The 22,144-nt window shown below is 70.0% G+C and carries 16 protein-coding genes; all 16 read left to right on the top strand.

The window, feature by feature from the left end; genetic code table 11:
- Nucleotides 1-544 precede the first annotated feature (544 nt).
- On the top strand, nt 545-1,087 hold the full coding sequence (locus tag AB0J87_RS50585; protein WP_363979769.1) for a hypothetical protein: 543 nt from the start codon (nt 545-547) through the stop codon (nt 1,085-1,087).
- Nucleotides 1,072-1,284, top strand: coding sequence for a hypothetical protein (locus AB0J87_RS50590; protein WP_363979772.1), 213 nt, complete (start codon nt 1,072-1,074; stop codon nt 1,282-1,284). Before AB0J87_RS50585 ends, AB0J87_RS50590 begins: the two co-directional genes overlap by 16 nt.
- Nucleotides 1,285-1,748: 464 nt before the next feature.
- Nucleotides 1,749-2,288 (top strand): hypothetical protein, encoded by a 540-nt coding sequence (locus tag AB0J87_RS50595; RefSeq protein WP_363979775.1) that lies wholly within the window; start codon nt 1,749-1,751, stop codon nt 2,286-2,288.
- A 94-nt stretch (nt 2,289-2,382) separates the two neighbouring features.
- Entirely contained in the window at nt 2,383-5,829 is a 3,447-nt protein-coding gene (locus tag AB0J87_RS50600) for a CHAT domain-containing protein (RefSeq protein ID WP_363979778.1), read from the top strand.
- Nucleotides 5,813-6,493, top strand: coding sequence for a hypothetical protein (locus tag AB0J87_RS50605; protein ID WP_363979781.1), 681 nt, complete (start codon nt 5,813-5,815; stop codon nt 6,491-6,493). The genes AB0J87_RS50600 and AB0J87_RS50605 overlap by 17 nt, the downstream gene beginning before the upstream one ends.
- A gap of 50 nt (nt 6,494-6,543) precedes the next feature.
- Nucleotides 6,544-7,170, top strand: a complete 627-nt coding sequence (locus AB0J87_RS50610; RefSeq protein ID WP_363979784.1) for an RES family NAD+ phosphorylase — start codon at nt 6,544-6,546, stop codon at nt 7,168-7,170.
- Between the two features lie 91 nt (nt 7,171-7,261).
- Nucleotides 7,262-8,305, top strand: a complete 1,044-nt coding sequence (locus tag AB0J87_RS50615) for a hypothetical protein (RefSeq protein ID WP_363979787.1) — start codon at nt 7,262-7,264, stop codon at nt 8,303-8,305.
- 755 nt (nt 8,306-9,060) lie between these two features.
- Complete coding sequence (locus AB0J87_RS50620) at nt 9,061-10,557, top strand: DUF4407 domain-containing protein (RefSeq protein ID WP_363979790.1); 1,497 nt, start codon at nt 9,061-9,063, stop codon at nt 10,555-10,557.
- Nucleotides 10,558-10,561: 4 nt separating this feature from the next.
- Complete coding sequence (locus AB0J87_RS50625) at nt 10,562-11,149, top strand: 4Fe-4S single cluster domain-containing protein (protein ID WP_363979793.1); 588 nt, start codon at nt 10,562-10,564, stop codon at nt 11,147-11,149.
- Nucleotides 11,146-12,447 carry a hypothetical protein gene (locus AB0J87_RS50630; RefSeq protein WP_363979796.1) on the top strand — a complete coding sequence of 434 codons (1,302 nt, stop codon included), beginning with the start codon at nt 11,146-11,148 and terminating at the stop codon, nt 12,445-12,447. The genes AB0J87_RS50625 and AB0J87_RS50630 overlap by 4 nt, the downstream gene beginning before the upstream one ends.
- A gap of 1 nt (nt 12,448) precedes the next feature.
- Nucleotides 12,449-14,926, top strand: coding sequence for an AAA family ATPase (locus AB0J87_RS50635; RefSeq protein ID WP_363979799.1), 2,478 nt, complete (start codon nt 12,449-12,451; stop codon nt 14,924-14,926).
- Nucleotides 14,913-16,655: a hypothetical protein gene (locus AB0J87_RS50640; RefSeq protein ID WP_363979802.1), complete on the top strand. Its 1,743-nt coding sequence runs from the start codon at nt 14,913-14,915 to the stop codon at nt 16,653-16,655. The genes AB0J87_RS50635 and AB0J87_RS50640 overlap by 14 nt, the downstream gene beginning before the upstream one ends.
- A 2-nt stretch (nt 16,656-16,657) precedes the next feature.
- Nucleotides 16,658-17,698: a hypothetical protein gene (locus tag AB0J87_RS50645; protein WP_363979805.1), complete on the top strand. Its 1,041-nt coding sequence runs from the start codon at nt 16,658-16,660 to the stop codon at nt 17,696-17,698.
- A gap of 1 nt (nt 17,699) precedes the next feature.
- The gene (locus tag AB0J87_RS50650; protein WP_363979808.1) at nt 17,700-20,156 is read left to right on the top strand and encodes a hypothetical protein; all 2,457 of its coding nucleotides are present in this window, start codon (nt 17,700-17,702) and stop codon (nt 20,154-20,156) included.
- Nucleotides 20,153-21,205: a hypothetical protein gene (locus AB0J87_RS50655; protein ID WP_363979810.1), complete on the top strand. Its 1,053-nt coding sequence runs from the start codon at nt 20,153-20,155 to the stop codon at nt 21,203-21,205. Before AB0J87_RS50650 ends, AB0J87_RS50655 begins: the two co-directional genes overlap by 4 nt.
- Entirely contained in the window at nt 21,202-22,101 is a 900-nt protein-coding gene (locus AB0J87_RS50660; protein ID WP_363979813.1) for a hypothetical protein, read from the top strand. The genes AB0J87_RS50655 and AB0J87_RS50660 overlap by 4 nt, the downstream gene beginning before the upstream one ends.
- Nucleotides 22,102-22,144 lie beyond the last annotated feature (43 nt).

The raw sequence follows: 22,144 nt of genomic DNA on the forward strand, positions 1-22,144 counted from the left end.
GCGGAGATCGATTTCCCCTGGTCAGCCTGTCGCCAGCCTCCACTGGGCGGGGTCCAGCGGTAGGAGGGGTGTGACCCAGATACGCTCCAAACCCGCCACGAGATGATCTTGGGCTACGCCGTCGCGACGTCGTGCCGCGTAGGTCAGAGAACCGCAGGACAGTCCGGGCAGGAGAACAGGAACTCGCGCGGCACGAACCCGGCGGTGCCGGCCCGCTCGGGTGCGCCGCGCCACCGCCATCCAGCTTCTGTGTCAATTCTGTCCGTGTTGCTGTGTGGGACGTCGGGGCCCCGGACAACTTGTGGGTGCCCGAAACTCGGCCGTCGGAGCTGACCTGGGGTTTGGCGTTCCCATTCTTGCGGGCATGATCGCTGTTTATGGCGTTGCGATGCTTTATCTGATCTTCGCCCAACTCGCGGGGTGGGTGGTGCTATTGGCCCGCTGACAGAGGTCGAAGGACGCGGAGATCCTTGTCTTGCGTCATCAACTCGCGGTGTTGCGTCGGCAGGTGGCAAGGCCTCGGCCGTCGTGGGCGGATCGGGCGGTGATCAGCGCGCTGGCACGGCTGCTGTCCCCGGCCGGTCGTCGGCGGTTGATCGTGATGCCGGGCACGCTGCTGCGCTGGCACGCGGATCTGGTGCGGCGGCGGCGGACGTTTAAGCGCCGTAGCCTTGGCCGGCCTCCTACCCGCGCCTCCATCCGGACCCTGGCAATTCGTCTGGCGAGGGAGGCCTCCACGGTGTGGCTGATCTTGAAGAAGGCCGGCATCGTCCCAGCGCCACGACGCGCGGGACCGTCCTGGAGTGAGTTCCTGCGTGCTCAAGCCACAGGAATCCTGGCATGCGACTTCTTCCACTGCGACACCGTGCTGTTCAGACGCCTGTATTGCCTGGTCGTCATGGAGATCAGGACTCGCCGGGTGCACGTCCTCGGTGTCACCGGGCATCCGACCGGGCCGTGGGTTGCGCAGCAGACCAAGAACCTGGTGATCGAGCTGGGGGACAGGGCGGAGGGGTTCAGGTTCCTGGCCCGAAAACACGGCGTTAGCCAACGCGTGGCAACATCTCAGCGGTGTTCACGCCGCTGAGATCGGGGTCTGGCTCTTCGGTTGAAGCGCTGTGGGTGTCAGGCGGCCGCTTCGCCGGTGTCGAGGGGTTCGAGGGTGACGCGGTAGCCCAGGCGTTGCAGCCCGCGGATATGGCTGGATATCTGCCGTTTATGGTGTACGCGGGTGTCGTAGTAGTCGACGCCCAGTTCTTCGTAGTCGAGGGCAGGATCGGATAGGAGGGTGTGTGCGATGCTCTGGATGGTGTTGCCGCAGGCGCTCCCTGGGCCAGGCTGCTCCGCTGAGGGCCCTTCCCGACACGGTCGAGGATGACATCACGGTCATTCGACGTGACCGCCTCGGCGGGCTGATCCACGAATACGCGCAGGTCGCATAGGGCGGCCGAGTTCTTGGCACCCACAGGCGAAATCCCGGTCACCATCGGCGTGTTCGTCGATCCCGGTGCCCTCGTCAGTCTCAGCGTCTTCGTCATTCCCGGTGTCTTCCTCGGCGCCGAGGGACATGGAACCGCAACACCGAGTACGACGCATTCGACGACCGCTATGTCAGCTTCTTCCTGAGCGAAGCCTCTGCCTAACTGGTCAGTGGTGGGCTGAACTTCGGGCGATCCCCGGGCGGAGGTTCACACAAGGGGAGGTCCGCTGCTTCGCTGGCGATGTGCTGGAACATCGATGGAGGTTGTGTGGACATCGGTAGCGCGACCGCCTTCCTGGTCGCGGTGGTAGGAGTCGTCGGGACGCTGCTGTCCGCGTTGTTGACCCAGCGGGCGGCGGAGCGTGGCCGGGAGCGTGAGCAGGAGCAGGCCGAGCAACTGCGGAAGCGGCGCAGCGAGGCCCAGGAACTGCGGTCGTGCTACGTGGCCCTCAACACGGCGGCTCGGCAGTATCTGACCGCGCTCACCGACCACATGCATGCGCTGGGCCACGACGATCTGCGGTCCGTGCGGCAGCGGCTGACTGAGGCGCGTGACCAGCACCGGGACGCGTACGCGGAGGCTCAGATGCGGGTACCGGAGCGCGTGCTCGAACTCGCGGGCGACCTCAGCCGTGACCTGGGCGCGGTGTATGGCATGGTGCGGCGTCTCGACGACGGTGTGCCGCGAGCGGGCGACTCGCCTGCCTTGATGCAGCAGAGCATTGAGGCGCTGTGGGGCGGGCTGCGGGAGATGCGCCGCACCATGCGGGCCGATCTGGGCGTGTCCCGGGCGGATTCGGGGCGTTGAGGGGGGAAAGTGGGAGATCTTGTCGCCGTACGTTCGGCCGATCGGCATAGTGGCCTTGAATCCAAGGGCCGTTGAGGTCTCGGGGAGATACGGGATGCCGGTGAGTGACGAGGAGAGCGGCGGCGTTCAGGGGCTGCGGCTCTGGGTGGCGGAGGCCGCGGATCGGGTCAAGCGACTGACCCCGGCTATGGGCGTGAGAGCGGTGCGGCCTCGGGCATACGACGCGTCGATCGCCGAACTCGGCGAGCTGGCGGGTCTGTTGGATCACGACCTTGCTCTCCGCGGCGCGGTGAGCGTATGGCTGGGCGGTGCGCTGGCCATGCGGTATTCCTTAGGGGGTGATGAGCCCGGGGACCGGGAGCGCGCGGAGCGGCTGCTGCGGGAGGCGCGGGACCGCGGGACGGAGCTGGGAGCCGCGGTGGGCGAGGAGGAGCGGCGATGGGCGGCCCTGTTCCTCGTGGCGATCATCAGCCCGATTCGGTTGCAGCAGGGCGGCTACGGGGGCGTACCCGACCTCTCTGCCATGGTTGACTGGGGCATACGGGCGGGGCTTGGTGGGATGACGGCTGTCGCGACGGAGATCGAGGAGCTGATCGTGGAGGTGCTGGAGCTGCCGTTGCCGCCGGAGGTCCTGGCGGAGCTGCGGCGCAGCAGGGAGATCTCCTCGACTCCTCCGGGGCCGGAGTTCGCCGACCTGCTGACCAGCATGATGCCCGCCGGGGATCCCCACACGGACCAACTGCGGCGGATGATGGACCAGTTCTTCGGTATGGCCGCCGGTGGTTCTGGGGGCGGCGCGACAGACACTTCGGGACCCGATGCCTCAGAACCTCACAAGAGCCTGGGTGCGGAGCCGTCCCCTGAGCCCGACCACTCGTCCCCGCAGCCGCAGCCCGAGTTGGACCCGAAGTCCGGGCCCGGGCCGGGTCCCACGCTCACCCTCGACGACATCCGTCGCCTAGCCGCCGCCCTCGACGCCTCGAACGCCAGCACACACGGCCTCGCCGACCTGCTCGACAGCGGCGATCCCCAGGCGTTCAACGAACTCCTCCAGCGGCTGAGTTCCGTACAGAAGAACCCGCCCCCCGGGTACCCGACTTCCGGGATGGAGGCCCGGAGGGCAATGCTGCTCAACATCAGTTCCGTCGCCGGCGGCGCGATCCAGGACTGGGCGGCAGGCCGCGTCAACATGGAGAAGATCCTCGCCCACATCGAGGCGCTCGAAGGGTCGCTGCCTCCCGGCGTGACGGGTCTCGCAGTCATGGGGCAGGCGATAGCGTTGCACACCAGGATCTTCGACGCGGGGGAGTCGGAGAACGTCCAGGCGCTCCAGGACTTGGTGGACGAGGCGGAAGCGCTGGAGAAGTCCGTCCCCGAGGGCCATCAGTTCCGGTACATGGTCCTCGCGGCGCTGGGTGCGGCCCATGCCAGGCTCGGCATCGTCACCCAAGACAAGGACCGGATGCTGCGTGGCCTGCCCTACCTGGAGGAGGGGATATCCGGTGTCAGGGAGAGCGATCTCCCGTTCGCCGCCGACATGACCCTGCCGTACATCCCGGACCCCGATCTGCTGCGCGCCGGCCTCACCGGAGACACGACACTGGTACGCGACGTCGCTACCCCGCCTCCGGACGCCTCGACGGAGGATCTCCACACCGCCGCGCTGTCTGTCGCCCTGCACTACTCCCTCACCCATGACCGGGTCCTCCTGGACCGGCTGATCGACGAACTGGAGCGGATCCGTGACCGCGTCCGGGAGGGGAGGGCACCAAGGATCGCGGCCGAGGCGCTGTGGAGTCTGGCGATGGCGTACCGCGAGCGCGGGGTCCTCAACCACGACGTGCAGGACATTACGGCCCTGGAAGCCTCTCTGGAGGCGCTGACGACGCTCGCCGCCGATGTCCTCCTCCAGTCCGGCGCGGAGCACGGACTGCTGGCGGCCCGTTCCGGGGCGAGCAGGGGTGTGCGAGCCGCCGCGTGGGCGGCCTCGCAGGGACGGCTGCACGAGGCCGTGGCCGCCCTGGAACTGGGCCGGGCCCTGGTGCTGCACGCGGCGTCCACCTCGTCGGCCGTACCCGAACTCCTCGACGCGGGCGGGCACCACGATCTCGCCGAGGCGTGGCGGGTGGCCGGCGCGGGCCAGGTCCCCAGGGCGGCCGGCGACGACGGCGTCCCCGAGGAACTGCCGAGCACGCTGCGACGCCAGGCCCTCGACGCCCTCGGCTACCGACGGGAGGGCGGCCTGCTCGGCACGCCCACGCTGAGTGAACTCGCCGACGGGGTCGCAGAGAGCGGCGCCGATGCGCTCGTCTACCTGGTTCCCTGCGAGGACGGTGACGCCGGCGTTGCGATCGTGATGAGCCCGGTGCTCGGTGCAGGGCTTTACGTCCAGTCACGGCTGTGCAGCGCCGAGAGCGGCCCGCTGGAGCGCTATCTCGACGCCACCGCCCAACGCGACGCAGCGGCACGCGAGGGCGGCGGAAGCGACTCGTCCGCCGAACAGGCCTGGGAGGAGGCTCTCACGGCGCTCTGCGACTGGGCCTTCCAGGTGCTCGGCCCCGTGCTCGCCGCTCTGGACAGGGCGCTCGCGGCTGACGGCCGGCCGCTCAGGATCGTCCTGGTGCCCTGCGGCCGGCTCGGCATCGTCCCCTGGCACGCCGCGCGTCACCCGGATGGCGAGCCGCACCGCTATCTCTGCGAGACCCACGTGATCAGCTACGCCGCGTCCGGCGGCCAGTTCCTGCGTACAGTGAGACGCGCGCGACGGGATCCGGCGGCCACCCCCGTTCTGCTGGCCGACCCGACCATGGACCTGACGCATGCCGAGGTCGAGGTCATGGCCCTGAGGAACGCCCTGTACCGGCATGCCCGGATGTGCGGGGGGATCTTCGAGATGCCTCAGGAGGAGCTGCTCCCCGGCACCCCCGAGGATGTCCTCGGGTTCCTCGACGACGGGGTCTCGCTGCTCCATGTGGCCTCGCACGGATCGGCGGGTACGCGTCCCACAGTCTCGGCCCTGCATCTCGCCGCCCCCGGGTCCACGCCCGCCGGAGAAAGCGGACCGGAGCCGGATCCGAGCATGCTGACGGTAACCCGGCTGCTCGATCGCACGACCTCTCAACAGACCGCCACGGACGGGCCGTTGGTCGTGCTGAGTGCCTGCCAGACCGATCTGAGCACCCGCGACCACGACGAGGCGCTGACCCTCACCACGGCGTTCGTCTCGGGCGGAGCGCGGGATGTCGTCGGATCACGGTGGGCGACCAAGGACAGCGCTTCGGCGCTGCTGATGGCGGTGTTCCACCACTACCTGACCGTCAACGGGCTCAGCCCGGTCGACGCGCTCAGGGCCGCGCAACGGTGGATGCTCGACCCGCACCGTGAGAACCCGGGCTCGCTCAGTGGTGAGCTGCTGCGGCAGGTGCGCCGACCGGATCTCGATCGGATCTCGCTCTGGGCCGCGTTCATTCATCAGGGGCATCCGGGGCCGGGAGAAACGAAGACAGGAATGGGAGGGGGAACGGATGAACGACGGCCGTGAGAGTTCGGCCGACAGGCTGCTCGCCCTGATCGGGGAGCACCAGGCCACCATCCGCGAGGCGCTCGACGAGGAGCAGCACGCACTGCTGCTCGCCAGGCTGGGAGCCCTCAGCGAAGTGGCGCCCGACGACGTCATGGCGATCGGCAGGGCACTCCAGGGTGTCAAACTCGCCCTGCTGCCATTGCCGCTCGACCATCCGGTGCGCGCCGCGCTGGAGTCCCTCCGGTTCGTCGCCGTGCCGCCCGGCCCTTCCACCGTGGCGGGGGCGCAGGCACTGCTGGCCCTGCTGTCGACCCCGTCGCCGTCCCCCGGCCCGGAGGCGGCCCCCTCCCTGGAGCAGCTGCTCCTGGCGCGGGCCCTCTCGGCGGAGGAGGCATGGGCCCGGTGTGGCGGCGCGGCGCCGCCACCCGAGCTGATCAGGCTGTCCGATCCCCAAGGCGGCGTCCACTACCCGGAGTTCCAGTTCGCTGCGGGCAGTGGCACGCCGTACGAGGTAGTCCTGGAGGTCAACCGGCTTCTCCTCGCGGACATCGACCCCAGGGGGGCCGCGGCCTGGTGGCTCAGCAGCAACATCTGGCTGGACGGGACCCCCGTGTCGCTCCTCGGCCGACTGCCCGACCAGCAGTTGGTCGGCGCGGCCACCGCACTGGTGGAGGGGGATTGATGACCGGCCTCTTCCCCATGACCTCGTTGGAATTGCGTCCCGTCCGTCATGTGATTCCGGCAGGCACGGAGCTGTGGCGGGTGCACAACACCAAGTACCGGCCGGACGAGTTCAACCCGAACCTCGCGGACCCCTTCGAGTTCAGAGTCGGCAACCGCTTCGACGGCACGCTGCTCGATCCGTATCACTGCCTGTACCTGGCGGGCACCCCGACCACCGCCCTCGCGGAAAGCGTGCTGCGCTCCAGGCCCTTCGAACCGTCGGCCGGTATGCGGCTCATCCCCTACGCCACGGTCTGGCGCCGCTCGCTGAGCGTTCTGCGTACCAGGTGCGAGCTGAGCCTGGTCTCCCTGATCGAGGCGCCCGATCTGGCCGCCGTCTGCCAGGATTCCTCGCTCCTGGAGGACGAGCGGAACTATGTGCAGGCAAGGCGCTGGGCGAGCGAGATCCGGGCGCAGGCACCGGATGTCATGGGACTGATCTGGCAGTCCCGGCACAATCGGCCGCAGCGCGCCCTGGTGTTGTTCCACGACAGGTTCGACCACTGCGACGGCAGGCCGCTGGAGGTGCTGCCGGATAAAGGCATTCCGGAACTCGACTCCGACGCCGGGATCGACAGGGCGAACCAACTCCTCGTATCACTGCGGTCGGAGATCTCGCAGCCGAGAAGGGAATGATGCCCCGGTGACGGTGGTCCCGCTTGTCCACCGATGAAGCGTGAGCCATGGTGAGGGCATGGCATCGTCGCTTCCTGATCTCGCGTCACTCATGCCTGAACTCAGGGAAGTCAGGCGCGCCGGGCTGGTCCGCCTGGGCGGGCGCGCACTGCCGGCTCTGGAGTCGGCGGCGGAGGCGGTGACCCCGACCGGGGCCCGGAGTCCGGGCGCGGCCGTAGAGGCGCTGCTGAGGCTCGCCGTGGCGCGCCTGGACGCGGGCACACTGCGCACCGCCGCCGACTACACCCTGGGTCTGGCGCAGGGCACCCGGGACTGGCCGGCGGCCTCACGTCGCGCCAGGGCGGCCTCGGTGTACGGGGTGAGCGTCGAGCGCTTCCGCAAGGACCATGAGGTGATGGTCCTCGGGCAGGTCGCCGAGCACATCATGCGACTGGTGTCGCAGGAGAGCGGGGCGCCCAGTGCCGCAGAGGACGAGTGGATCGTCGGCACGCACCGGACCGTTCAGGTCCTGGCCGGCGGCCGGCAGGTGAGGTTCACCGTCCATGTGCACCCCGTGGACCTGTTGCGGAACGTGGACGTGGTCGTCTCCCCGGTCAACGTCCATCTCGCGCTGCCGGAGCCGTACAAGTCGTCGGTCGCCGCGTCGCTCCGCCGGGCGGCCTCCGTGCGTGGCGTGACCGGTGACGTGGCGGACGATCCGCTCCACGACGGACTGCGGAAGTGGGCCGCCCGGCACGGGACTGCGGGACGTGCGGTGCTGCCCGGCACAGTGGTGGCCACCGACTCGGGGGCCCTGACCGGACAAGGCGTGCGGCGGATCTACCACGCCGCGATCGCCGTTCCCCGGGCAGGAACCAATGACTACGACGTGCTGCCGGCCGACGTCACCCGATCGGTGTCCCGGGTCCTCGCGCTGCTGGCGGAGGAATGCGACCGTCACACTCCGCCGCTGCGCTCGGTGTGCTTCCCGCTGCTGGGCTCGGGGCGTGGCGGGCTGCCGTACCAGGTCAGCCTGGCCGCCGTATGGGCCGCCGTCGAGGCGGAGTTGGCGGGCGGGACGCCCTGGGACGTCCACTTCGTGATGCGCGCTCCCGAGGCCGCGGCGCTAGTCGAGCGCCTCCCGGCCGGGAAGTGACCGGTCCGCGACCGGAGTTCGCCCGTGCGTCCTGTTGCAATGGAGAGACGTTCCTCCGCTCTGCGTGAGGAGAGGCCAGGAGCGCGATTCGGATGCGGAGTGGCGGTAAGGACGGGCGGCTTCATGGTGTGTGCCCTGCCCGGTCATGGACCGGGAAGCCGGCAGGCTGGCGTGTATTCGTCTTCTCCGTGCGGTGAATCGGCAACGGGTTTTGGAGTATGAGGTTCCGATAGGTAAATCCGGGCGGCTTGTCAATGGATTGTTGTTGATTTGTGAAGCCCAGAAATTGATCACGCTGTCGTGCCATCATGATGCCTCCCTGGGAAGGGGATTTGCATGAGGCAGTCGTCTGCGGCTGCCGGTGCCGGTGCCGGCAAGGCTCGGAACGAGACGGGGAGTCGGGTGAGTGAACAGATGACGGGGGCCTGTGATCCGCAGGCCGCCTGCCCGGTGCGCGCGACCCCGGATCAGCGGTGCCAAGCGAACGCCGGGGACTTTGCTATCAGATTCGGGCCGGTCCAGCCGGTCATCCCTTCGGTTGAGCTGCGAGTACGCGACATCAACGTGCTCGCCCAAAGATCTAGGGCGTTGCGGGCCCAAGCTCGCCGCTCCTGGTGGTCACTTCCGCGGCGCCGGTCCCGGCGGGCGTTCCAGATATGGGCATCGATCCCACGGGCTCCCGATTTTCGGGTTCTGCCGCTGGCACGCCCGGTCCCGGACAACGGTGAGCAAGACATACGGAAAGGCGGGCGCACATGACCCAGCCGCCCGCGCCTCGGCGGCCTTTACGGACACACGATCCACTGCCAGGTAATCGCCGGTCCTTCCTTATCTGGCTGTCCGGCGCCTATCCGTACGTTCTCAACCAGGTGCCCGCTGATCGCCCTAAATACCAGGGTATGGGCGGCGCCGTTCTCACGACGGCCGCGCTCGCCGGCCTCTCGATGTTCTTCGCCATGACCATGGCGCTGAGCGCCTCGGCCGCTGCGGCGGTGTTCGTCGCTGCGGTGTGGTTCCTCGCCATTCTCAACCTGGACCGCTGGCTCGTCGCCTCACTCCAGCGCAGTGCCCGCAAACGGGACATCCTGAAGATCGCGATACCGCGGTTCCTGCTCGCTCTGCTGTTCGGGCTGATCATTTCCACGCCGCTGGTCCTGCGGATCTTCAATCCGGAGGTGGAGGCGGAGATTACCAAGATCAGGATCGAGCAGTCCGAGGCGAACCAACGAAGCCTGGCCACGGGATCGGTGGGCCGGCAGATCGAGAAGCTGAAGCGCGAGGAGAGCACCCTCGTGGCCGCCATCTCGAGCGGTGGCGGCGCGGCGGTCAACGCGGAAGCGGATCCTGAGGTCGTCCAGCTCCGGAAGCTGCTCGAATCGCTGGAGAGAAGGCGGGACGACAACGCCGACGCCGCGGTCTGCGAGGAGACGGGGGAGAAGTGCAACGGACACCTCAGGCACGACGCTGGCCGGGGCCCGCACTGGAGGGAGTACAAGCGCAAGCAGGCGGAGGCCGAACGCCAGATCGCGATCATCGAGAAACGTGTCAAAGTCCGGGTCGGGAGCATCCAGCAGAGCGCCGCGACTCGTGCCGACGACACGCTCAACGAGGCGAAGGGCCGCCTGCCCGCCGTGCAGACCGAACTGAAACGGCTGCGCGGCATACTGAGCGCCGAGCAAGACGCCTTCGAGCAGGAGAACACGGCCAACAAGGGGTTCCTCATCCGGCTGAAGGCGCTCAACAGGGTCACGGGCGACGACTTCACGCTCGGATTGTCGCGAGCTCTGCTGTTTCTGCTGATCACCACGCTGGAGTGCCTGCCCATCTTCGTGAAGATTCTGTTCCTGATCGGCCGGCCCACCAGGTACGACGAGTTGCTCGAAGCGTACGAGAAGGAACATCTCGAGCTCGGCAAGCAGACCGCGCGCAAGGAGCGGCAGGCCGGATTCCTTGCCAACAACGACGAGATCGTTTACTCGGACTACGTGTCACGGGAGCGTGCCAAAGTGCTGGAGACCATGGCGCGATCGACCGCAGCGGTCGAGCTGGAGCTGGCGCAAGAATCGCTGCGCCTCTGGCGTGAACGTGAGCTCCGACAACTTCCGAACAACCTGGACAGGTATGTCGCTCGCGGAGCGATTCAGTCGTCGGCGGATCCGCTGCCGCCTCTGGCGCCGGTGCGGCAGGGCCGCGGCCGCAGGCGCGTCCCGCTGCTGGGACTGCTGGCTGTCCTCTTCCGCAGGAGCAGGTGATCGCGTGCTGAACGTCGCGGAGATCTGCCCAGCGACCAGGGCGCTCGGTCCGGGCGTACGCGCCGTGGTCTGGGTGCAGGGATGTCCCTTCCGCTGCCGGGGATGCCTGGCGCCGAACTGGATCCCCGACCGCCCTGCCCGGCAGATGACCCCGGACGAACTGGCCGCGACCCTGCTCGGCGACCCCCGAGTGACCGGGCTGACGTTCTCGGGTGGTGAGCCGATGGCGCAGGCGGCAGGGCTGGCGGCTACCGTGCGGGCCGTGCGCGCAGTGAAGGACGTCACGCTCATCTGCTTCACCGGCTTCCGCCTGGAGGAACTGACCGGACGTCCGATCGCCGAGGAGCTGCTGGCCGAGGTCGACGTGCTCATCGACGGGCGTTACGTCGCGGCGCGCGACAACGACCGCGGCATGCGCGGCAGCGACAACCAGCGGGTGCATCACCTCACCGAGCGACTGCGCGGCCACGACTTCACTGGCGGCCCTCGCCGCGCCGAGATCCATGTCAAAGACCGGGACGTCCTGTTGGTGGGCGTCCCGCCGAGCAGCCTCACCGCTGCCTGGCACACGATCGGAGGAGGTCGGACGTGAGCGGGGCCAAACGAATCACCGTCGATGAGGCCGTATGGAACGAGGCCCAGCGGGCTGCCGGCAAGCTGGCCGAGGTCCATCGCGAGCTCCCTGGGATGCTGGAGAACATCCGGCGGCAGAGCCAGGCCGACCTCGACCGGCTCAGGACGGCCGTCGTACGTAGGCAGGACCAGGCCGAGCAAGCCCTGGCCGCGCTGAGCGAGCACACCCGGCAACTCGAGTCGTGGACGAACACCGAGCTGCGTAAGCAGCTCGACGCGCTCCAGGATGTGCGTGACGAGACGACAAGGACGGCCGAGCAACTGCGCCGGGAGATCGGAAGGGAGCGGTCCGAGAGGCAGGCGCGGCTCCACCAGCTGTCCGAGCGGATCGACGAGCTGAAGGGCGGCCGCGACCGGGCATCCGAGGCGGCGCGTTCTATCTACCAGGATGCCTGGCTGATGCACGACGTCATCGAGGGCATGCCGCACGAGCGATTCGCGCCGGGACGGCTCGACCGGCTCCATCACCGGCTCACCGATGCCAGCCGGATGGTTCACGAGCAGGAGCCCGCGTATTCCCTTGGCACCGTTCAGCAGCTCTACCACGACCTTAGCGAGCTGCGCGCCGACGTCCAGCTGCTGGAGTTCGAGTGGCTGCACACACAGGCGGAGGCGCTGGCAGCGCTCCACCGCGCGGCCGAGGTGGCCAGGGCCAACGCAGAGGTGACCGTACCGGACCTGCCCGGCGCCATGGTGGATGTGGACCACTGGACCGACGGCGGCTTGAGCGAGCTGCGAGCCGAGATCGATGAGCTGACGCGGAGGGCGACGGGCGAGCACGGCCCGATGGACGTGGCCGAGCTCCGGAAAATCATCAGGCAGGTCGTGCCGGGTTACGAGGCGCGGCTCGACTCTCTGGCCGAGCGGGCCGGCCGACGGGTCGTTGCCTCGCAGTTCCGGGCCAACACCGCCGAGCAGGTGATCGACGCCCTGACCGAGCAGGGGTTCGGCTTCGTGGAGGAGACCTACGAGGGGGAGGACTTCCGGCAGGCGCACTACAGCAAGCTGCGCCACCACGACGACAGTGAGGTCGTGGTTGAGATCGCGCCGGACGGGGACACGGGGATGACCATCAGGATCCTGTCGTACGACGACGAACGCTCTCAAGCCCGCCGCGCCCAGCGCGCGCGGGACCTGACGCGGGCGCTGCGCCAGGGCGGGGTCCCGATCGGCGAGGCCACCGACACGGGCGCCGAGCCGACTCCCGAGGAACGCGACTTCAAGCGGATCCGCGCCCTGCGCCGGGGGACGGGCTGACGTGAAAGAGCGGAGTCCGGCTGTCCTTGAGCGGCTGCGCCCCCTGTACGAGGCTGCCAAGGAAGGCGCGCCCGTCCTGCTCGTGTACGGCGTGGGCACCCGCGATGCCTTCGTGACCGAGGACTACCACCGGGCCGACCTGAGCCAGGCGCTGCACGACATGTTGCGGGCGGCCGGTTTCCAGCGCGTCGTGTTCTTCTCGACCGACACCATGCTGACGGTCCGCGACACCACGTCCAAGCTCGCACCCGCCGAGGAGTCGCCTGCCGCGCGGCGGCGCAGGCACGCCGTCGCGGGTCCCTTGGGCACCGTACGGCTACGGGAGCAGCTCTCGCCGGAGCGTGAGGAGTTCCACGCCGCGATGACGGACGTGGCCGCCATTCGGCTCATGCGCTCGCTCATGCACAAGGGCGACGCCCGCACCGCCATGATCCTGGAGCGGATCGAGATGATCGACGCCTGGCTGGACGGCCACCGCGACCTCGCCACCGCCCTCGACAGATGGCTTGACGGGCGCATGGGCCCCGGCAACGCGTGCGTGCTCGTCTTCGACAAGGAGGAGCTCGCGCAGGTCGAGCAGTACGCCCAGGAGAGCAGGAACCTGCCGGTGCTCCAGACGGCCGCGCGCGAGGAACGCCGCCGCCGCGGGATGCCCGGCAGGATCGGGCCGCCGGACGACCGCGAGCTGATCAGGCTGGTGCACCGGCTGCACGTGAGCGACGGGCTCGCCGTCCCCGACTGGACCGTGGTGACCAGGCTGGCCAGGCAGATGTCGGCGACGCACAGAATGCTCGGCGACTGGGAGAGAAAGCTGCACACGCTGTGCGGCCCGGGGAAGCCGTTCGCGGGGGCCACCCTCCGGGAGCGGGCGTGGATCGACAGCGCCGCCTCGGGCCAGGGCGACGTGTGGCAGCGGCTCGCCCAGCTCAAGGGGCTCGACGAGGTCCGCGGCCACCTGGAAGGTCTGCGCCATCAGCCGCCCGCCGGGTCGGAGCCCGACACCCGGCACATGGTGTTCGCCGGCAGCCCGGGGACCGGCAAGACAACGGTGGCCCAGCTCGTGGGCGAGATCTTCCAGGACCTCGGCCTGCTGAACCGGGGCCATCTCGTACGGGCCGGAAGATCGGACCTGGTCGGCCAGTACGTGGGAGAGACCGCGATCAAGACCGAGGCGCTGATCAACCAGGCCCTCGACGGCGTGCTGTTCATCGACGAGGCGTACACGCTGAAGGACGCGGAGGGCAGCGGCGGATTCGGCCGGGAGGCGATCAACACCCTGCTGGACAGGATGGAGAAGGACCGGGACCGGCTGGTGGTCATCATGGCCGGGTACGAGGAGCCCATCCGCGAGCTCCTGGCCTCCAACCCGGGCCTGGAGAGCCGGTTCCCGCAGGAGAACTTCCTGCGCTTCCCCGACTACGAGCCGCCGCACCTGACATCCATCGCCAGGTGGTTCTTGGACGACCGCAGGTTGATTCGCACGCCGGAGTTCGACGCCGCGCTCGGGAAGGTCGTCGAGCGGATGTACCGGCAGCGGACCGAGCGGTTCGGTAACGCCAGGGACATGCGGCAACTTGCCGAGGCGACGGGTCGGCGCTGGGCCCGGCGCGTACGCGAGCACCGGACGCTGCCGCTCGACCCGGCCGACCTGCCCGAGCGGTGGACCTACGATCCCGCGCCACCGCCGCTGCCCGATCTGCTCGGACCGCTGGACGTGATGATCGGGATGCGGACGCTCAAGGAGAGCGTGCGCGACATCGTGGTGCGCGTGCAGCACAACCAGCGCCGCGGGCAGGGTGAGGTGGTCGCGCCGCACCTGCTGTTCGTCGGCCCGCCGGGCACCGGCAAGACCACGGTCGCCAGGCAGATCGGCCGCATCTTCAAGGAGCTGGGGCTCCTGCAGCGGGGCCACGTGGTCGAGGTCGGCAGGGCGGATCTGGTGGCCGGTTATGTCGGCCAGACGGCGCAGCTGGTCAAGAAGAGGATCGAGGAGGCCAGGGGCGGGGTGCTGTTCATCGACGAGGCCTACGCGCTGGCGCCGGGCGGAGCGGCGGTCGGCCACGACTTCGGCCAGGAGGCGATCGACACGCTCAACCAGGCGATGGAAAACAGGCGTGGCCAGTTCAGCGTCATCGCCGCCGGCTATCCGGACGAGATGGCGCGATTCCTGGTTTCGAACACCGGTCTGTCCTCCCGCTTCGGCGGGCGGATCGAGTTCTCCCCGTACGACGCGGCGGAGCTGGCCGAGATCCTCGTCTCGATGGCCGCAGCGCAGGGCTTCGTGGTCTCCCCGCAGGTACGGGCGCAGGCCGGCGTCTGGTTCGAGGCGGCACGCCGGGCGCCCGGCTTCGGCAATGCGCGGGACGCACGGCGTCTGCTGGACGCGATGGCCGGGCGACTGGCCGTGCGGTCCGCCGAGGAGCCCGACGCCGACCCAAACGTCTTCCACCTCCAGGACGTCCCCGATGTGCCCGGCTAGCCTCGCCTGCCCGGTCTGCGGGCTGCCGATCAGGGAGCAGGGACGGTGCCGCTGCGGCTGGACGCTCCGCTCGGACTGGTCTGTGGGGTTCGCGGACCGCCCGGCCTTCGAGGCCCGGCTGGCCGGGGCGCGGCTCGCCCACGACCTGGCTGCGGCGGTCCGGGCGGGGTTCGACCGCCGGACGGGCGTCCCCTTCGTGCGGGGCACGCCGGCCGAGGCGGACTGGGACCAGGGGGAAGAGCGCCCCGCCATACCCGTGCGGCCGCTGCGTCCCGCGCTCGAAGCGGCCGTCACGTCGCTGGCCGCGGGTCAGGTCCTGGCCGTGGTGGAGATCGACGCGCGCAACGTCACGATCACCCGGGTGGAGACCGCCAAGCCCGATACGGGCGGCACGCGGACCGAGCGCTGGTCCCGGCCGATGCACGACGTGCTGCCCATGCTGAACCCCGGCGCGGATCGGTTGCGCTTCCAGCTCGCGGGCGGCCTGGCGGGGGTGGACAGGGCTGAGGTCAGCCGGCGGCTGGCGGCCTGGGCCGACGGACTGCTCGCCGCCTCTGGGCTGCGGGATGACGCGGTGCTGGTGGCCGTCAACCATAATCCCGGCTGGACGGTGCCCGACGAGATGATCGACCTGCTCGGCCGCCGTCACCGGCGGCAGGTGTGGTTCGCCGACGAGGGAGCGGTCGAGCCGGTGCTGGCCGAGGTCCTGGCCGCGCAGCCACTGCGCACCTCCTACGGTCTGCTGGTCGCCGACGTGGCGGACGACGGCCGGGTCCGGCTGGTCACCCGCCCGCTGTTCGCCCCGGGAGCCCACGCGGGGAAGACCGCCACGGTCACCGTCCGCTGCCCGCCGTACGGGGCCGATCGCGACTGCGTGCTGGCCGTCGTGTCCGGGACGAGCGCGCTCGTCGGAGCCTGGGCCGCCCGGTTGCCTCCCGGCGGGCCGATCCCCGTTGAGGTGGAGTTGGCGGCTCCGGGGCGGGTACGGCTCATCACGCCCGCCCAGGCCCGGCCGGACCGGCGCGGCCTGGCCGAATTGAAGGCGCTCGCGCCCGCCCGGATCGAGGTGCCGGGCAGGCCAGTGGAGATCATCTGCCTGGTCGAGCTGAACGGGCCCGAGGACGCGGTCAGGCGGCGCAGGAAACTGCTGGCGGAGCTGTTCGACCTGCTTATGGCGGAGCCGACCGCAGCGGCCGGCATCGCGCTGTTCGGATACACCGACCACTACGCGCTGGACGCGGCGGACGAGCCCGTCGTGCAGGGGCGCTGGCTGGGGACGCCTGCCCAGGCACAGGACACGCTGGCCACCTTCCCCGCGCCCGCGTCGCGGTGGAACAAGAACGCGGCGCCGCTGGAGGACGCCCTGCACGAGGTGGATGCGCGCTGCGCACGCCGCCCAGTGCTGCGCCCCCGCATCCTGCTGGTGGTCGCCGCCCGGCCACCGCATCCCGCCGTGATCTCCGACGTGCCGCGGCCGGCTCAGCGCTGCCCCGACGGCTGGGACTGGACGGCCTACGTGCGCCGGTTCGGCGCCGCCGGGATCGGTGTCCGGCTGGCGGTGCTCGACGAACCGCCCAGGCCACGCGACGACACCTGGCGGCCGCTCGGCTTCCGCACCGTGGAGCCGCTGGCCACGGCGACCGCGCGCGGGCTGGCCGAGGCTATGGCCCTGGTCACGCCGAACCCCGTCCACCTTCCGTTCCCACTCGCCGACCAGCCACAGGGGTGACGATGACCTTTCCCGGCCCAGAACCGCAGGACAGGTTCCAACGGCGCATCGGCCTCTGGGGCGCGCCGCAGAGCGGCAAGACGACCTATCTCGCCGCGCTGCGCGTGGCCATCGACCGGGGCGAGTCCGACTGGTGGCTGTACGGCAGTGACGACGCCTCGACGGACTTCCTCACCGACATGACCCACCAGCTCGTCCGGCTCAAGCAGTTCCCGTCCGCGACCGTCTCCCTCCCGCCGGGCTTGCAGTGGGTGTTCCGCGGCGATCGTGAGGTGCGCCGCAGGATCAGGCTCGGACTGAGCCGTACCGAGCAGGAGGTGACGACGATCCTGCTGGAGCTGCTCGATGCCCCGGGCGGCATGTTCTGGGGCAGTAGCGGTCGTCCAGCACAGGCGAAACTGTCGGGCAGGGTGCAGTTCGGCGACGGCCGCGACGAACCGGGCGGGCCGGCCGTGTCCGATGAGGAGCGTCTGCTGGACCACCTCGCCTCCTGCGACGGGCTCATCTACCTCTTCGACCCCACCAGGGAGCGCAGCAGGCGCGACTCCTACGACTACTTCCAGCGGACCGTACTGCAGCTCGCTCAGCGGTCCGCCGAGCGCAGCCGAGACCGATACCTGCCGCACCACCTCGCCGTCTGCATCACGAAGTTCGACCACCCGCACGTGTACGAGCCTGCGCGCCGGCTCGGCTACACCGACAACACCACCAGGGACGAGGGGTTTCCGACCGTGCCGGACGGCCTGGCCGCCGAGCTGTTCTCCCGGCTCTGCGAGCACGACGTGGAAAACAGCGCGGTCCTGCTGGACAAGGGCATCAGGACGCTGTTCAGCCCAGCCCGCACGCGCTACTTCATGACCTCGGCCGTCGGCTTCTACCTTGACCCCGACCTGCGGCGCTTCCAGCCCGCCCACCCCTGGAACGTGATCGAGGAGACCGGCCCCGGCGGGGAGGAGACCACGCGCATCCTCGGCGCGGTCCGTCCGATCAACGTGCTGGAGCCGCTGCTCTGGCTCGCCGGCACCGTGCTGCCGAGGAGCTGACATGGTGAAGGCGCGAGTCGGCTGGGCGTGGCACGGCAAGCCCCGCGAGAGCCACGAGGACTACACGATCATGGCGTCGGGCGGGTCCACCTTCACCGACCGCGACCTGCTGCACATCCTCTCCCGGTTCTCGCTCGGCAACCCGCCGGCGGCCTCCGGCTCACCCGGGTCGCTGCCCTGGGTGGCGATCAGCGAGGTGGGCGACGGCGAGGTCAGATACCTCGGCCTGACCATCCAGAATTGGTCCTCCGACCCGGACGGCGCGTCGCGGTCGATCCTGGACAGCCGGTACTACATGGTGCCGTACGGGACGGTGTGCGAGGAGGCCGTGTCCTACCAGGACCTGTACGCCGCGCTGGACCACGCGGTCCTGCCGGAGCCGGGCACGGCCCTGTACGCCGAGGTGGCCGCGACCGACGCGGCCGAGCAGGCCGAGTCGATCGCGGAGCTCGGGTTCGACCGGGTCGCGACCGCCGCCGCTATGGTGCTGGAAGGGTCGGTAACCGTCACGCGCTGCCCTGAGCCGATGGAGCGGCGGCTGGCGTTCCTGGACGCGGTCGCCGCGCTGCTGCCGTACGGGTCGCGCATGACGTACAGTGCCGGCACCTGGCACGAGGGCGGGAGCAAGTACGTCAAGCTCGCCTTCTCCCGGCACAACCGGCCCGACTCGTACGAGCTCGACTGGCACGCGCCCGCGGCTCCTCCCTTCGCGGCCGGCGCCTATCTGCGCCGGCTGCGCGAGCTGTCCGGCAAGCAGGGAGGCCTCGCCCGGATCGTCAGGCATCTCCGCACGATGACCCGCCCGGTGAGCTCGCCGGAGCAGGCGGTCATGATGCTGAGCGAGCTGGACTGGCACGAGCGGGTGCTGGAGGCGGCCCGCCGTGGGGAAGCGGCGCGCCAGGACCTGCGATCCCTGTTCGACTCCGGAAAGTGGCGGCTGCTGGACGCGTACGACGACCGGCTGACCGTGTTCACCGAGCTGATCGGCTGCGCCGATGTCGAAGACCTCGCCGTGATTACCGGCCTTTGGAATGAGCTGGCCATCCGTGGCCGCGAGCCCTTCGACCGGCTGGTGAGTGTCGGCAGGGCGGCCCTGCGGGGGCCGGACCCCGATCGCGGGGCCGCCTACTTGTCCGCCGCCGAGAAACTGGGCGTGGGCGACGCGTACGCCGCTGCCGTGATCGAGCGCCACGGCGACGAGCCGGATCCGCGCTGCCTCGCCATCACCGCGGCGCACGTCAAGCGGTGGCTGGACGCCGATCGTCCGCGGACCTTCAACGCGCTGGTGCACGACCTGCCCCTGGTGTTCGCGCTGATCACGGAGTTCCTGGACCAAGAGGAGGAGCTGGCGGCGCTCCTCGCGCGGCTCAAGGAGCGGCTGCCGGCCCAGATTCGCCCCTTCGACGCGATACTCACCGAGCCCACCCGAAGGCTGAAGGATCACGAGATCGACCGGCTGGCCGCGTACGGGACGAACTGCCTGTACGACTACCTGCGGGTCGCCGCCGTGTACAAGAGACTGGGGCTGGTCATCCCGGCGTTCGCCACCTGGCTGGCCGGGCAGGAACGGGTCGACACCACGTACTGGTGCAACCGGCTCGCAGGCCTGGAGCAGGCCGGCCCCGTCGAGCAGGGCATGATCGACGCGCTGCTCCTCTCGCTCGGGGGCCGGACACGGTACCTCCGGACAGCAGCGCAGGGCTACACGCAAGGGTTCATGGACGTCGTGCGGCTGGCCCGGCCGCACGCGCTCGACCGGCTGCTCGGCGGGCTCACCGAGCAGTTGCGCGACTGGCGCTGGGCCGCCGAATGCGGCACGGCCGCGATGGTGCTCGACCTGGCGGCGGCGGTCAGCGCGGACGGCGGGCCCGCGTGCGTCCCGCTCCTGTGCGCCGTTGCGGCGGAGCGCGCTGTCGCCCGGGACCTCGGCGACAGCGCCGACTATCAAGACTGGTGGAATGTTGTCGCCGGGCGATATCCCCAGTTGCGGAGGGAGGCGCCGCTGGCCACGCTCAAAGCCCTGCCCAGGGACGCGCTCCCCAGGCACGTGGCGGTCTGGTGCGCCGATGCCTGCGCCGACGGCAGCCTGGCCGCCCACGTGTACGCGCGGATCGCCGGATCCCAGTGGCATCCGGAGGGACAGGAGGTGCTCCTGCTGCTCGTGGAGACCCGCCGCCTGCTGGCGGCCCGGCACAGCCCGCCCGGTGGCGTGGACTTCTGGGTCAGAGAGCTGCTGGCGCAGTTCACCGGGCAGGGCATGGCCTTCGAGCCGGACCTACGGGCGCACCTCGCCGCTCACGCGCTCCATGAGATCGACTTCCACCTCCGCCTGCTCACCTCCGCCGCGGATCGGCCGGAAGGCCGCCTGCTGGGCGCCGAGGTCAGGGAAAAGCTCAAGGAGGTCGCACGACGCATCAAGGGCCTGACCGGAGGCCACAACTGGTGGGGGTTCGGATGACGGCGGTGCTCGACATGGACGGCGTCCTCACCCGGATCAGCGGCACGTCGCTCACGACGCAGCCCGTACCGGCGGAGATCACTGCGCGCACGCTGCCCGAAGCCGTGGACGGCGGCCTCATCCTGCTCACCGGTGGCATGGGCGCGGTCGAGGAGGAACTGCTGCATCAGCTGCTGACGTCACTGGGGCCGGTACGCCAGGTGCCCAGGACCGCGGCCGCGGCCTGCGCCGCCGAAGGGCTTGTCCTGGTCTGCGACGCGGGGGAGCGGGCCTTCACCGCGGCACTGGCCGAAGTCGGCCGGCGGATGATCCGGATGCTCGTCGTCGTGACCGAGCCCTCGCTGGGCGGGCGGGCCTTCGCCGCGGCGGTGGCCGCAGCGTCACCTCCTGACGCACGGGCCGGGGTGATTCGGATGCTGGCCGAGCGGGATGCGCGGCTCATGACCGTGCTCCGGCAGGCGGCGCGATACGAGTTCGTACGCTCCGAGCCGGTGGCGCCGAGAGTCGCAGCTGGCCTGGTGCTCGACACGTTCACCGCGTTCGCGGAGGGCATGCGAGCGCTGCTGCCTGCGGCTCCCGGCGCGGATGCCCTGCTCATGGGGAGGTTCGCGGACTTCCCGCCGCTCAAAACGGCCCTCGAGGCCAGCCTCGGACGCGAGCCCCGCAGGCTCGGCGTGGAGTCGCTCGCGCGCGGCGCGTACGAGGTGGCGCAGGGACGTACTGGTCTGCTCGGAACACCGCCGGATCTGGTCAGGCTGCCGATGCACCGGATCCGCGATGGGCGGCTCGAGGAGGTGGCGCTACCGTTGCCCGCGGGGCTGGGGGAGTTCGCCGAGCTGGACGGAAGTCCGCTGGTCCTGAGCAAGGGCGCGCGCAAGGCGCTTCCCGAGCAGCTTCCGCTCCTCGTACGGGGCGAGCGGCACGACGTCAGCCTCGCCCGGCTCGTACCGGGCGACTACCGGATCGGTGTCCGAAGTGCGCCTTTCGGCCTGCTGTTCGACGGCAGCGCGGGCGGTCCGGTCCTGATCGGGATGGAGGGACGGGCATGAGCGATAACCCACTCGCCGACCTGAAAGCCACGTTGGCGGCGGTCTTCCGGCAGAGCGGGAGCATCGGCCCGACGGACGACGTCGCCGCCTTCGACTTCGTCACGGACTTGGCCGGTGCGCTCGACGTCGTCCCGGGCCTGTCGGCCAGGGTGCTTGACCTCGTGGAGATCGCCGCGCTTGGACCGGCCACCCGCGAGCACGTCGCCTCCTGCCTGGAGGATCTGCACCGGACGCGGCAGCGTCTGGAGGCCGACCGTGCGACCCTCCGCAAGCTGCGGCCCGCGATCGACGAGCTGCGCACCGCTGCGGCCGAACGGGACCGCCTGGCCGGCGAGCTGAGCGAGCTGCTGCGGCTGAGAGAGCTCGCGGGCCAGCTCTCCGACTTGCAGGCCCAGCGTGCCCGGCTCGACGAGCGGTACGAGGAGCTGACGGCGGTGGGTGCCGCCGAACGGGAGCTGACCGGGACCGCCGAGGCGCTGGTCATCCTCACCGAGGAGCAGCTCGTCAAGGTCGGCGAGCGGACCGCCGAGACGCTAACGCGAGCCGAGCAGGCCGGCCGCAGGCTCGCCGAGGCCAGAAAGACGCTCGCGGACGAGCAGTCGCGGCTCGACCGGCTCGATGCCGAGCTCCGCGAGGCCGTGGAGGGCTTCGCCGCGTTGCGGGAGCAGAGCGAGTGGCGCCTGCCGTCGATGGAGGAGTACCGGCTGGTCCAGCGCCGGCTGTTGGAGGGCATCGGCGGCAGCCCGATCCAGGACGGATCCGCGCTCGACTACGTGAACCACGCGCTCGACGACCTCGACCGGCGGCTGGCCGACGTCACGTCAGCGCTGAAGATCGCCCTCACCGCACACGACGCGGCCTACGCCGAGGCGAGGGCAGTGCTGCCCGTGCGATGACATGAGGAACCCATGACTGTTGACACCCGGGAACGCCTGACGG

It is taken from the genome of Nonomuraea sp. NPDC049625 (assembly GCF_040675285.1).
Classification (GTDB): Bacteria; Actinomycetota; Actinomycetes; order Streptosporangiales; family Streptosporangiaceae; genus Nonomuraea; species Nonomuraea angiospora_A.